This window comes from Algoriphagus persicinus, from assembly GCF_035156415.1.
In the GTDB taxonomy this organism is placed as follows: domain Bacteria; phylum Bacteroidota; class Bacteroidia; order Cytophagales; family Cyclobacteriaceae; genus Algoriphagus; species Algoriphagus persicinus.
Map to the genome: position 1 here is coordinate 153,416 of NZ_JAYEEY010000002.1, position 13,132 is coordinate 166,547.

Here is a 13,132-nt window from a genome sequence, read left to right on the forward strand (position 1 = left end):
CCAATGAAAAATTATACTGATTTACGCAAAATCTCAAAGGTTTTCCACCAATATGGAATAGACTTGACAGGAAAAAGAAAGTACGCTTCATTTGAAAGCGACCTAAGAATGGATAAGGTATTTGTCTCTGGTTTGATCTTCGAACTAGAATACGAATTGAGAAAACAAATAGCTGATGACAAGGTTGAAGGTGTGCAAGCGCCCGCCCAGCTTATTGAATTGTTGATGAGTTAATTATTGAAAAAAGAGTCCCGCATGTGCAGGACTCTTTTTTTATCAAGATTTTTTACCCGCAGTGCGCACAAAGTTTTTCGCAGAGGGCTCAAATGTTTATTCACCATGCCCAAACCTGAAGACTATGACTTGTATTATACATTTTTTAGATAGTAACTTTCTTTGCCTGGAATGTTTTTTCGAATCTAAAGCCTTAATGATTTAGCTGTACATATGCGCTGGAATAATACAAAGCAATGCTGAAATGGCTTTAGCATCCTTAGCTTGATATTCTATTAAGATAAAAAAAATGGCTGATCGTATGACCAGCCATGATGCCTTCTTCAAACAAATTCTATTCTTCCAGAAGCGTAGAATTAAACAACTTCAAAATCCGCTTGTATTCATCCGTCCAGGAGCTTGGCTCTACGAATCCATGGTCTTCCACGGGATAGATGGCCATTTCCCAGTTGTCTTTTCCTAGTTCAATAAAGCGCTGCGAAAGCCTTACTACATCCTGGAAATGTACATTCACATCCACCATACCATGAGCCATCAGTAAGTTTCCTTTGAGTCCTTCTGCAAAGTAAATAGGAGAGGAACGACGGTAGGCGATAGGGTCTTCTTCGGGGCTATTCAATATGTTGGCGGTGTAGCCATGATTATAATGTGCCCAGTCAGTTACAGAGCGAAGCGCAGCTCCTGATTTGAATGTTTCAGAAGCATTAAAAAGCGCCATCAAAGTGATAAAACCGCCGTAACTACCGCCATATAAACCTACACGGTCTGCATCTATTCCATGAGAATCTACCAGGAATTTTACTCCATCAACTTGATCAGATAAGTCTTTTCCTCCCATGTGGCGATAGATTCCTGTTCTCCAATCACGCCCATATCCAGCGGATCCACGGTAGTCAATATCCAAAACCGTGTATCCTAAGTCTGTCAAGAGGTTATGAAACATGTATTCTCTAAAGTAGCTGCTCCACCATTTATGTACGTTCTGTAAATAGCCTGCACCATGGACGAAAACTATAGCAGCACCATTCTTTTTGGCTGGGTCTGGGGAGTAGAGTCTTGCTGGAACTTGTGCTCCATCTTTTGCAGTGAATCTTACAATTTCTGGTTCTCGCCAATCGTAAGCTTTGAATTCTTCGCTTTGACCTGAGGTCAGTTGCTCGGCTGTTGCACCTACTTTATTGTTTTGGAGATAAAGCTCTGCAGGCTTATTACTGTAGGAATAGATTATGGCGAGCTTTTTTTCATCTGGAGAAAGTGATACATCATTATTTCCAGTCATGGAAGTAAGCTTTTCCATTTTCCCACCCATCAATGGCATCCGGTAGAAATGACGCTCTCCTGGATCTACTTCCGATGTAGTGAGATACCAGGATTTTTTGTCCTTAGAGAGAAAAGGATTGAACACCTCATAGCTACCAGAAGTAAGTGTTTTCTTTTCACCTGTTGTTACATCCAGTAAATAAAGATGAGAATACCCACTTTCCTCAGACTGGAAGTAGATGTGTTTGTTGTCTGGGAGCCATCCCATCGTGCCTCCTGAGAATGAATATCCAATTCCTGGACCTGATATCCATGCTTCGTCTCGTTGTCTATCTAGTGTGTTTAGCTTTCCTGTTTCTAAATCTAGGGAAGCAATCCATCGATCTTTATTGTCATTTGATCGAATGTTGATAATAGCCTTTTTACCATCTGGAGAAAAATATGGACTGGAGAAAAGCACATCTCTTTCTTTTTCTTCCCATGTTTTATCAGGGTAATCAGTTACGTAGTCCGGTAAATCTTTGATGCCGGGGAGCTCAGAAGCGCTGATAAAATAAACGGTATCACGCTGCAAATCATAAATCCCAACCTCAGCTTTTGTTGGAGTAGTGCCGACTTTAGCCCGAGTATTGAGATCTACAGTATATCCTGATGCGTCCACATAATCCGGAACTTTGGTATTCTTATTACTAGAAGAGGTATAGATGGTGAATGTGGCATAATTGCCATCTGGGGACAATTGCAAGTTTACCGGGCTTTTTCCCTCCGTATAATATGTAAACTCTTCTTCTCCGGAATCACGGAAAGCTTCCCGGTAATCTTGGCGCATTTTAGCCTTCTCTTTTCGTTCTTTCACCACGCCCAAAAGTTCCAGGTTTTCGGATTCCAGCCATTCTACTTTTTCATCCTCATTTTTGGATTTTTCTTTTGGCTTTGATTCAGTGGAAATGTTGGTGACTTTTCTTATTGCTTTGGTAGCGCTATTGAAGACATAGATATTGCTTTTGGAGGTAAATGAGACCTCGATTTGATTTGCTAGAAATTTTGGGTCAGAAAAGTTTTCCGGCCATTCTAAGAGCAAGCTTGAAGTACCTGAAGACATATCTTCAAGCATCAATTTCTTATCTAGCTGATATACAAGGAGTGATTTGTCTGCATTGTAGTCCTGCTCACTACGCTCGTTGGCCTTTATTTCTTTCCAACTTACTTTTGAAATCGAATCACGATCAGCTAAGCTCAGTTTATACAAAGAATCAGCAGGATCATTTGCAAGATTGTATTGGAAGTAAATTTTCTGAGAATCATCACTCCAAGACGCTGAAGAAGGGAAGGTCCCCATCCACAGAGGATCGCGCATGATGTGTTCTACGCTTAAAGTTGACTGGGCATTAGCTTGCAAAAGGGCAATGCATAGCAAGGGCAGAAACAGTAGGTTTCGCTGCATTTTCGTATGGGTTTGTTTATTCTGATTTTAATTGAGTGTTTTCAGAAACTGGTTCAGCTCAGTTTCTATTTCGATCAGCTGGGCTTGAAGCCTTGCATTTAGATTTTGATAATCATCAAGGCCTTTTTCAATTTCTTCCAATATTTTCCGTGTTTTTTGAGCTCCTATGTAGCTCATGCTCGGTTTAGCTTTATGACAGCGCTTTTTGATGCTAGTGAAGTCATTTTGCTCGTAAAATTGGTCCAAATCTTTTAAATCCTTTATGTTAGAGTCCAGAATTATTTGGATCATCTCTCTAATCATATCCGGCTCGTCTTCGCCAAAATAATGATAAATCGATTGCTCACTTATGAGTTGATACATAGCTGGATGAAACAGGAATTAAACTGTAAAAAGTAGATGTCAGGCCACCTTCATAAAATTAAGCACATTTTTTAATAAGTGTACTTTTTAGTGATGCTCCTTCAATATTTCATGATCATTGGTCTCAGATTTCCTTTGATTGGTTATTTTTGTGTGAAATCAAGCCAAATTTATATCAAATGCCTAGGAATAAGAAGATATTTTTGATCCTGTTTGTGATTTTCATGTTGATTATGTGTTGGATCGGATATGACATATCTCAGCGAACCACCTTCCCAGGCTCCAAAGGGAATTTGGAGCAACGAATAGGAGATGATCTAGCAAAGGATGGAAAATAGGTTCCTATTTTCTTAATTGCAGATAGGATTACATACACTCAGCAGTGAAGCTGAGTTAAAACCAACTCAATGGATAACTTAATGACCCGCCAGATTGACCTTATTTTACGTGAGGGCGAAGTGGATTTTGAGCGGGATTTTGAATTAGAATTAGTGCCAAACTATTTAGATAAAAAGGGGCAAAATTGGTTTGAAGAAATCTATGAGGATTTAGGTGGTATAGGAGATTTTCCATTGCTAGAAAAACTTAGATTTGACTTTAAAATTGGCCGCAATTTATTTCTATATGATGAAGAATTTCACTTCAATAGGTATCGTCTAACTACCTTTAGATCAGATCTTTATTCTGAATTAAATTTCCCATTTCTGGAAATTCAAAAAAGATTGTGTAGAAGCTATGAGAAGGAGTGCCTGAAGATAGGAATGCAGCTAAGAATCTGGAATGGAGCGCCTATAGCGAAGCATAGTTTTGGGGAAGCCAGTGAGCCGGGGGATTTCACAGGTAATGGTGCATCAGGATGGAAGCTCACTGCCTACAATGATGCTCAAGTTGATTTGCAGACAAGAATTCATGGGTTTAAGCTTTTCCGTATCACTCCCTATGAGACGCTGATGACGGGAGGTTCCTTAAAGCGATTGGATCAATTGCTTATCAACCCCAAGGAGGAGCAGCGGGCGATGCTATTGAGCTGGTTTATTCGAAAATATCAATCTTAATAATCAAAAAGGGAAGTGAAACCACTGCCTCTTTTGATTGTATAGCTTTTGGAAGATTAGGAGAATAACCCAAAAATCTCTCGCTCCACCTTTTCCAGCACCAAAGCAAAATCACCCGGATTTTCCACAAAATCAAGGTTATTCACATCTACGATCAATAGTTTACCTTCTTTGTAGCCGGCTATCCATTCTTCGTAATGGGTGTTGAGGTTTTTCAAGTAATCTATGCGCATGGTAGTCTCATAGTTTCTGCCACGCTTTTCTATTTGTCCAACCAACTTGGGAATATCGGCTTTCAGGTATATCAAAAGGTCAGGAGCTCTCACATGAGCTATCATACTAGAAAACAAGCTCTGGTAGCTTTCATAATCACGCTCAGTCAGTAACTTACTTTTATAAAGATTGGCTGCAAAAATATACGCGTCTTCATAGATCGTTCTATCCTGAATCGTTGGGGTGTTATTCTCTTGAATCTTCTTGAGTTGATTGAAACGCGAGTTAAGAAAATAGACTTGAAGATGAAAGGCCCATCTTTTCATATCATCATAGAAATCAGGAAGATATGGATTGTTATCTACAGCTTCGAATTCAGCCTTCCAGCCGTAATGTTTTGCTAATTTTTCGGTCAGTGTGGTCTTCCCACTACCAATATTGCCAGATACAGCGATGTGCATATTTTCTTATTTGCTAAAGCGAGGAGATATTACAGAATCTTTGCTTCCAGCAGTGTATTTGTAAAAACCTTCTCCGGATTTTACTCCTTTAAAACCAGCTTGAACCATGTTGACGAGCAGAGGACAAGGAGCATATTTTGGGTTGCCAAAGCCATCATGTAGAACTCTTAGAATGGAAAGGCACACGTCCAATCCAATGAAATCCGCTAGCTGCAATGGCCCCATCGGATGTGCCATGCCGAGCTTCATCACAGTGTCGATTTCATGCACACCAGCCACTCCCTCAAAAAGAGTGTAGATGGCCTCGTTGATCATTGGCATCAGAATTCTATTTGCTACAAAGCCCGGATAATCATTGGCTTCCACAGGATCTTTCGACAGACCAGTGGCAAGGTTCATTATCTTCGCTGTCACTTCATCAGAAGTAGAATAGCCACGAATTACTTCTACCAGCTTCATTACAGGCACTGGATTCATGAAGTGCATGCCGATTACCTGTTCTGGTCTTTTGGTAACTGCTGCTATTTTGGTGATGGAAATAGAGGAAGTATTACTAGCCATAATTGCTTCTTTTGGACTGTATTGATCTAATTGACGAAAAAGATCAAGCTTAATATCCATATTTTCGGTGGCTGCCTCTATCACCAAATCCGCGGATTTGACCCCAGCGTCCAAAGCGGTAAACGTATGAATTCTACTCAGAGCAGCTATTTTCTCATCTTCTGAAATCAACCCTTTTCCAACTTGCCTGTCAAGATTTTTGGTAATCGTAGCAAGTGCTTTATCTAAAAATTCTTGCTTGAGGTCGATCAAACTGACAATATAGCCATGCTGTGCAACTACATGAGCAATGCCATTTCCCATGGTACCAGAACCAATGACAGAGATGTTTTTCATAAGGAAGCGATTAAAATTGTAGTAAGGATTTGGGTCTATTTCTATGGTTATAGCCATTGAGAAAGACCAAAGCTAATCCTGCCGTAGGCCAAATCCAATTATTTAACTTTCGATTCCTGACTTTGTTTGTCACAAAAGTTCAGTTTCAAACTCCGATTATTGCCTACCTTTGGGACATGAATGAACTTGGTCTAATTTCAAAATTATCCATTAATAGATTTACAGATTTCGGGGCTTACTTGGCCTTGAGTTCTGGAGAAGAACTATTACTTCCGAAAGGATACCTTAACGGAGCGGAAAAGGAAGGCGACGAGATCGAGGTATTTGTCTATACGGATAGTGAGGATCGCCCAGTGGCAGTGACACAAAAGCCCTTAGCACTCTTGGATGAATTTGCTGTGTTGGAGGCCAAAGAAGTTACTTCTTTCGGTGCATTTGTGGACTGGGGACTACCGAAGGATCTTTTTGTACCAAAATCTGAAATGGGTAAAAACATGGAGGCAGGCCAGAAATACCTGGTTAAAGTCTGTGTGGATTTCAAAACCAATAGATTAATAGGAGTCAATAAATACCGTGATTTCTTGCGTTTAGCACCTATTGATTGGGAAGAGGGGAAAGAACTTACAGGGATGATTTTCGAAGAAACAGAGCTTGGATTCAAAGTATTGATCGACAATGAATACGAGGGTTTACTTTTCAAAAACGAAGTATTTCAGCCTCTGGAGCTGGGTGAAATCCGTAAAGTCTATGTGAAAAAGAACCGCGAGGACGGTAAGTTGGATTTGCAACTCTTGCCTCCCGGGCGAGTGAAGTATGACGAGGGGTCAGAGAAAATCCTATTTATCTTAGAATCCAAAGGCTTTTTGCCCCTGCATGATAAATCAGCCCCTGAGGAGATTCAGGAGCAATTGAGTATGAGTAAGAAACATTTCAAGCAATGCATCGGGCAACTGTACAAGGCTAGAATGATCCAAATCGAAGCCGATGGGATCAGACTAAATGCATCGAATTGAGTTTTAAAATATCGGTAGGGGTGATACAAAGTACTGCACTGCTGCGAAGACTGGCGATTGGTGCCTTAATCAAATTGGGAGATTTGATTAGGATATTCAGCCAGCTTTCCTCATCCCAGTTTTTGCCAGCAATAAATCGCTGATAGTCTGGATGAGCTCTATTAAGCAAATCCTTAGCGCGGAGATTTAGTTTGAGTAGAAGACTATGCCACTGCGTAGGGGTCAGCTTTTGTTTGCTAAGATCAATCGTATTGATAAACTGTGAAATTGATTTAGCATAAGCTAGTGTCTGCTTATCTACCACCTGGGTCGGAGAATGATAGAAATACAGTTCTGAGGGATGAGTTTTCATAGCCAGTAGGGTTTATGTTCTTCATAAGATACTGAAAATCTATGTTTTATAAAAGAATTTATTTTCTCAAAAAACAGAAAAGCATTATTTAACTTTTAGAGATTATGGAAATCGACCTTGATAATTTTAATAAAGAGAGTAAATCAGAATATTCTTCTAATCAAAAATTGAAGAGTAGGCTTAGAAAAATACGCCCCAAAGTTTTGGATGAAAGATTTGAGGAACTGCATGCGGAGGCTTTCAGCGAAATTGAATGCCTGACATGTGCGAATTGTTGTAAGACGACAAGTCCTATTTTTTTGAATACAGATATTGATCGTCTGGCGAAAGTATTTCGAATGAAAAGTAGTGCATTCATTGCTGACTATTTACATCAGGATGAGGAGGGTGATTTTGTCTTGAATTCTTCTCCCTGTACATTTCTAGGTTCAGATAATAAATGTATGGTCTATAGAGATCGACCGAGAGCCTGCCGAGAGTATCCACACACCAATCGTAAAAAAATGCATGGTATTTTGGAGCTTTCGCTTAAAAATACGCTCGTTTGTCCGGCAGTTTTCAAAATTTTCAAGCAGATTGGGAAGGATTATAGGAAGTAATCCTTTTCTTTTGCTTTTTTGAAACCGTAAACCTATTAATAATACTATGCAAAATCAGGAAGCACATTTCCTTGGAGTGGATGTGGGGGGGACTCACTTGAAAATTGGCCTTGTAGATAGAGAAGGCCATATTTTAGACTTTGTCAAAGAGGATACCACTTCTTACCGTGATCATTCTGAAGGTTTTGGTCCTGCATTTATTGCAGGTTTGGAAAAATATTTCATCAAATACCCCCAAGTAAGAAATGTAGGAATTGGACTTCCGGGGATGATTTCAAAGGATAGAACCACCGCTTTGGAGATACCTGCAATCCCGACTTTGAACGGGTTCAATCTAAAAGGAAACTTGGAAGCAAAGTATCCTAAATATGAGTTTTCCTTAGAAAACGACGCCGCGGCAGCAGCCATTGGTGAGTTTTATTTTGGGAAGGACGATCCTGCCCAAAATTTTCTTTTTATCACAATGGGTACTGGGATCGGAAGTGCATTAGTATTGGACGGACAAGTCTTCAAAGGATCCAGAGGCAATGCCATGGAAATGGGTCACATGCTTTCAAAAGGAGCGGCAAGACTGGAGACACTCATCGGACGACAAGGAATCTTAAATATCACGTCCCGACTCATAGATGCATATCCAGAAAAGGCCGGGGTTTTAGTAGGAGCTGAGCTAGGAACGCATCTGCTTGTGGATACTGCCAAAGCAGGCAATCCAGTTTCTCTGATGGTTTTTGAAGAAGTAGCTAGAATACTGGGAGAAGCGATTGTGTCTGCTATCCGTATTCTAGATGTGACTGACGTGTATTTTGGGGGCGGAATTTCGGCAGGTCTGGAATTTATGATGCCTACATTGGATCGTACGATCAAACAGTATCTGACGCAATATTATGGCAAGGATTTGATTTTGAAGAAAGCTACTCTGGAAAATAACGCAGGGACACTGGGTGCTGCCGCGCTGTGTTTTATGGGTTCTGGGTTGTAATCGTGACTTCAGATACCTTACTCAAAGCATTCAATCGAAAAAGGACTCTTAGGGGTTCTTTTTCTATTTCTATCCCATCACAGCTGCCGCTGGGCTCCAGAAAGTAGAAGAAAAAAGTCTGGCTCTTGTCCACCAATTCTACTCTGTCAGGACGTCCAAATGTTTTGATCAAGGCTTGATTATCTACACCCAAAAATGAGTGTTTCAGACGCTCTAGTTCTTCTACATCCTGCATTCTTAAGCTTTTGCAGCCGTAGTGATCTGATTTCCAGTTTTCCATATTCATGCTTCCGGTGTCTCTTTTTGAGCTGCATGAAAAAACAATGGAAAGCAATAGGGCTGAAAAAAGCAGAAGGATTCTATTCATAATCTAAAGGGAAATGGAAGGTATTTGGGATTTGAGCTGCTGATTTTTCCAGAGCCAAAAGAAGGAGCAAAGGCAATAGATACTTAATACGCCTACCAGAATCGGCAAAGGTAAAAGAGATTGAATTAGGAAAAAGACAACAGCTGCAAAAGCTAGGATTCTTATAAGTTCTTGGGGTAGATACCAACTTCTTTTTTCAAATACTCCTGAAAAGCTGATTGTAGTCCATATGATTAATATGCTTACGAGTACTTTTGGTAGCCAAGGAAAGGTATCTACCTTGAAGAGGAAGAACCCAGTCAGTACTAAAAGGAAGATGTACTGAATGAATACATACCAGTTTAGAGAAGTTGGGACTACGGTATCAAATTTCTGGAAATTAGCTTCCACCTCTTTAGGGGTTCTATATCCGCCTAAGTAGTCAGGAAGCCAGCCTGGTTTGTAGAATAAGTACTTTAAGCGATCAGACCAGTTTGGGATCATTTGGAGTTCTACTTTCATATTGGCATAGTGAGCTAGGTTCACCCAGATAGGATTCCAGCTTTTGACCGCAGTAGTAATGCCATACGTAGGTTTTTCCTCTTCTTCCTGAAATGTACCGAACCATTTATCGAAAATAATGAAAGTGCCTGCATGGTTTTTATCAATGTATTTGGGATTTCTGCCATGATGGACGCGATGATGAGATGGTGTATTCATAAATTTCTCAAAAAATCCCATTCTGTCTATTGCTTCGGTATGAATCCAGAACTGATACAACAAGTTGATCCCTGAAGCCAGAATCAGCATAAGTGGGTCGAATCCCAACAGGGCTAGCGGGAAATAGAAGAAGAAAGTCCAAATGGTCTGCGTACTACTTTGACGAAGCGCAACCGAGAGATTATACTCTTCGCTGGAGTGATGCACCACATGGCCTCCCCAGAACAAATTGATCTCATGACTCATACGATGAGCCCAATAGTAACAAAAATCATAAAGGAAGAACAAGAGTAAAAATGTCCAGACGTTGTTTGGTACTTGAAAAAATGCGAAGTGCTGATAGATTAAGGTATAAATCCCGATAGATAGAATTTTGATAAAGACTCCGGAGACCTGTGAAATCACGCCACAATTGATGTTTGTAATCGCATCATTGAGTCTGTAGCCGGGATGTTTTTGAAATCTGAGTGCTATCATTTCTATAGCCATCAAAATGAAATACATCGGGATTGCGATCACTACTGGGCTGAGGTTCATTATTTTGGGTGTTTTTGCGAAGCTACCTGTCAAAGATAATGATAAAAGGAACATCGAGAAGACAGATTCTGTTTGTTCAAATCCTTTATATTAGCAAATTCAATTCCCCATTATTATGTATTACCGATTCGGAAAAGCCTTTTATTTCCTCAGTGTTGCACTCTTCATCTTCTTCCTGCTTTATTTCTATTCGGCACTGCCAGAAAAAGTTAGTTACAATTTCAATGAAAATGGATTATCGGCCGAGAAACTGAGCAAGGGCACGTTCTTCTATGGAATGATCGCCATTTTTATTATAATGAATGTAATTGTGCTGCTACCGCCCAAGTTACTTGAAACCAAAAATCATAAAGGTTTGATCCGAGTTTTCCCGATTGGAGATAAGTTTCGAGATTACTATTTGGGTTGGTTTTATTCCTTTGGAGGCATACTTAATATGAGTTTAGGTATGCTGGTATTCTATACCCATGCTATTAACAATCAGGATGTAATCGCGGCGAGTCAGTTTAATTTCTTTTTCTATCTCATTCCTGGGCTTTTCGTCGTCTGGGTAATTGGATTGTTTGCGATCCTAGTGGGAAAATTCAATCAAGTGAAAAATAAATCTTGAGCAAAATTAGCATCAATTAGAATATGGCTGAAGAAGTAAAATATACAGAAGACAGCATAAAGTCTCTTGATTGGAGAGAGCATATCCGACTCAGGCCAGGTATGTATATCGGAAAATTAGGAGATGGAAGTGCACAGGACGATGGTATCTATGTACTTGTTAAAGAAGTGCTTGACAATTCCATAGATGAGCATATGATGGGTTATGGGAGGACTATAGATGTCAAAATCTCCGAACACAAAGTAGAAGTCAGGGATTATGGGCGAGGCATTCCGCTGGGAAAAGTGATAGACTGTGTTTCCAAAATCAACACTGGAGGCAAATACGATTCCGGAGCTTTTCAGAAGTCTGTAGGTCTAAACGGTGTCGGTACCAAGGCGGTGAATGCTTTGTCTGATTTCTTCAAGGTACAAGCGTATCGAGAAGGAGAAACCAAAGTAGCGGAATTCGAAAAAGGCATATTGGTAAGTGATCCGCCCATCATTAAATCCTCTGATCGTAATGGAACCAAGGTAGTTTTTTCACCAGATGCGGGAATTTTCAAAAACTACCACTTTATTCCCGAATACTTAGAAAATCAGATCTGGAACTATGCTTACTTGAATGCTGGTCTCACGATCAATTATAATGGAAAGAAGTATTTCTCTGACCGAGGGCTGTATGACCTGCTTTCAAATAAAATAGATGAAGAAAGTTCTCGATATCCTATCATTCATTTGAAAGGAAATGATATCGAAATGGCTCTCACTCACTCCAATCAATACGGTGAGGAGTATTATTCCTTTGTCAATGGACAATATACTACGCAAGGTGGTACGCATTTGGCGGCATTTCGGGAGGCATTAGTAAGGACGGTACGGGAGTTTTTCAAGAAAGATTACGATGCTTCAGACATTCGCCAAAGTGTGGTTGCGGCTATTTCCATTCGAGTTCTTGAGCCAGTTTTCGAGTCGCAAACCAAGACAAAATTGGGCTCTCAGTCTATTGGACCTGATGGGCCGACTGTCCGTACGTTTATCAATGACTTTCTGAAGACTGATCTGGATAATTACCTCCATAAAAATCCAGCAGTAGCAGATGCGCTTCTGAAGAGAATACTTCAATCTGAGCGTGAAAGAAAGGAGATTTCCGGTATTAAAAAACTGGCCAATGAGCGAGCGAAAAAAGCTAATCTTCATAATAAGAAATTGCGGGATTGCCGCGTCCATTACGACGATCCAAAAGCGAATGAGGATGTGAAAGCCAATACCATGCTGTTCCTTACCGAAGGTGATTCAGCTTCTGGGTCTATCACCAAGTCCCGTGATGTGCAGACTCAAGCAGTGTTTTCTCTCAGGGGAAAGCCGCTGAACTGTTTTGGGATGACCAAGAAAGTGGTGTACGAGAATGAGGAATTCAATCTGCTCCAGCATGCGCTGAATATTGAAGATGGGATAGAAAATCTACGCTATAGAAAAATTGTAATCGCGACGGATGCCGATGTAGATGGCATGCACATTCGCTTACTGATAATGACTTATTTCTTGCAATTTTTCCCTGATTTGGTGAAAAATGGTCATTTGTTCATTCTGGACACACCGCTTTTCCGCGTGCGAAATAAGAAGGAAACTATTTATTGCTACACAGATGAAGAGCGCCAAAGAGCTATTCATAAATTGGGAAACAAGCCCGAAATCACCCGATTCAAGGGTTTGGGAGAGATTTCACCAGAGGAGTTTGGCGGATTTATCGGGGAAGATATACGCTTGGAGCCTATTATTCTCAATAAGGAAACCAAAATTGCTGACTTGCTGACCTTCTACATGGGTAAAAACACTCCTAATCGTCAGAATTTTATCATTAAAAATCTGAAGATCGAGAAGGACTTGGCCCTTGATGATCCAAAAGCTACTTCAGAAACAGAAGAAGAAAGTGAAGCAGCTTAATGTCGCATAATAATGCTATAATACCTGAACAATTATGGATCAAATCGCCCGATGTGGATGGGAATCCTAGTCCGAATATTCAGATATCTCTGCCTTAGTAGCAGTGTTTGCCATGGGCTGACAT

Annotated in this window: 15 protein-coding genes; 8 read left to right on the plus strand and 7 right to left on the minus strand. The window is 40.3% G+C overall.

What is annotated here, in order from left to right; all coding sequences use genetic code 11:
• The first annotated feature begins 3 nt into the window (after positions 1-3).
• Positions 4-234, plus strand: a complete 231-nt coding sequence (locus tag U3A58_RS02355; protein ID WP_323821778.1) for an acyl carrier protein — start codon at positions 4-6, stop codon at positions 232-234.
• A 334-nt stretch (positions 235-568) separates the two neighbouring features.
• On the opposite strand, the gene U3A58_RS02360 is transcribed toward U3A58_RS02355, so the two are convergent.
• A complete protein-coding gene (locus U3A58_RS02360) occupies positions 569-2,938 on the minus strand; it encodes a S9 family peptidase (RefSeq protein ID WP_323821779.1) in 2,370 nt (789 codons plus the stop codon).
• Positions 2,939-2,965: 27 nt separating this feature from the next.
• The gene (locus U3A58_RS02365; protein WP_323821780.1) at positions 2,966-3,301 is read right to left on the minus strand and encodes an Hpt domain-containing protein; all 336 of its coding nucleotides are present in this window, start codon (positions 3,299-3,301) and stop codon (positions 2,966-2,968) included.
• Between the two features lie 179 nt (positions 3,302-3,480).
• Between U3A58_RS02365 and U3A58_RS02370 the strand changes: the two genes are divergently transcribed.
• Complete coding sequence (locus U3A58_RS02370; RefSeq protein WP_323821781.1) at positions 3,481-3,639, plus strand: hypothetical protein; 159 nt, start codon at positions 3,481-3,483, stop codon at positions 3,637-3,639.
• A 69-nt stretch (positions 3,640-3,708) separates the two neighbouring features.
• Positions 3,709-4,356 (plus strand): DUF7255 family protein, encoded by a 648-nt coding sequence (locus tag U3A58_RS02375; protein ID WP_323821782.1) that lies wholly within the window; start codon positions 3,709-3,711, stop codon positions 4,354-4,356.
• Between the two features lie 56 nt (positions 4,357-4,412).
• Here U3A58_RS02375 and U3A58_RS02380 read toward each other — a convergent pair whose 3' ends face one another.
• Together U3A58_RS02380 and U3A58_RS02385 are read right to left on the minus strand one after the other, a co-directional pair.
• Positions 4,413-5,030: a deoxynucleoside kinase gene (locus tag U3A58_RS02380; protein WP_323821783.1), complete on the minus strand. Its 618-nt coding sequence runs from the start codon at positions 5,028-5,030 to the stop codon at positions 4,413-4,415.
• Positions 5,031-5,036: 6 nt separating this feature from the next.
• Positions 5,037-5,927, minus strand: a complete 891-nt coding sequence (locus U3A58_RS02385) for a 3-hydroxybutyryl-CoA dehydrogenase (protein WP_323821784.1) — start codon at positions 5,925-5,927, stop codon at positions 5,037-5,039.
• Between the two features lie 176 nt (positions 5,928-6,103).
• Between U3A58_RS02385 and U3A58_RS02390 the strand changes: the two genes are divergently transcribed.
• A complete protein-coding gene (locus tag U3A58_RS02390; protein ID WP_323821896.1) occupies positions 6,104-6,940 on the plus strand; it encodes a CvfB family protein in 837 nt (278 codons plus the stop codon).
• Here the strand turns inward: U3A58_RS02390 and U3A58_RS02395 are convergent.
• Complete coding sequence (locus tag U3A58_RS02395) at positions 6,918-7,292, minus strand: arsenate reductase family protein (protein ID WP_323821785.1); 375 nt, start codon at positions 7,290-7,292, stop codon at positions 6,918-6,920. The two genes, U3A58_RS02390 and U3A58_RS02395, sit on opposite strands and share 23 nt — an antisense overlap.
• Positions 7,293-7,396: 104 nt before the next feature.
• Here U3A58_RS02395 and U3A58_RS02400 point away from each other — a divergent pair, with 104 nt between their 5' ends.
• Entirely contained in the window at positions 7,397-7,891 is a 495-nt protein-coding gene (locus U3A58_RS02400) for a YkgJ family cysteine cluster protein (protein WP_323821786.1), read from the plus strand.
• A gap of 46 nt (positions 7,892-7,937) precedes the next feature.
• Entirely contained in the window at positions 7,938-8,870 is a 933-nt protein-coding gene (locus tag U3A58_RS02405) for an ROK family protein (RefSeq protein WP_323821787.1), read from the plus strand.
• Here the strand turns inward: U3A58_RS02405 and U3A58_RS02410 are convergent.
• Both U3A58_RS02410 and U3A58_RS02415 read right to left on the minus strand, forming a co-directional pair.
• Positions 8,851-9,237: a hypothetical protein gene (locus U3A58_RS02410; protein WP_323821788.1), complete on the minus strand. Its 387-nt coding sequence runs from the start codon at positions 9,235-9,237 to the stop codon at positions 8,851-8,853. The genes U3A58_RS02405 and U3A58_RS02410 overlap by 20 nt on opposite strands.
• 3 nt (positions 9,238-9,240) lie before the next feature.
• Positions 9,241-10,473: a sterol desaturase family protein gene (locus U3A58_RS02415; protein WP_323821789.1), complete on the minus strand. Its 1,233-nt coding sequence runs from the start codon at positions 10,471-10,473 to the stop codon at positions 9,241-9,243.
• A 115-nt stretch (positions 10,474-10,588) separates the two neighbouring features.
• Here U3A58_RS02415 and U3A58_RS02420 point away from each other — a divergent pair, with 115 nt between their 5' ends.
• Both U3A58_RS02420 and U3A58_RS02425 read left to right on the plus strand, forming a co-directional pair.
• Positions 10,589-11,083 (plus strand): DNA topoisomerase IV, encoded by a 495-nt coding sequence (locus U3A58_RS02420; RefSeq protein ID WP_323821790.1) that lies wholly within the window; start codon positions 10,589-10,591, stop codon positions 11,081-11,083.
• 23 nt (positions 11,084-11,106) lie between these two features.
• Positions 11,107-13,008 (plus strand): DNA topoisomerase IV subunit B, encoded by a 1,902-nt coding sequence (locus tag U3A58_RS02425; RefSeq protein ID WP_323821791.1) that lies wholly within the window; start codon positions 11,107-11,109, stop codon positions 13,006-13,008.
• The last annotated feature ends 124 nt before the right edge of the window (positions 13,009-13,132 follow it).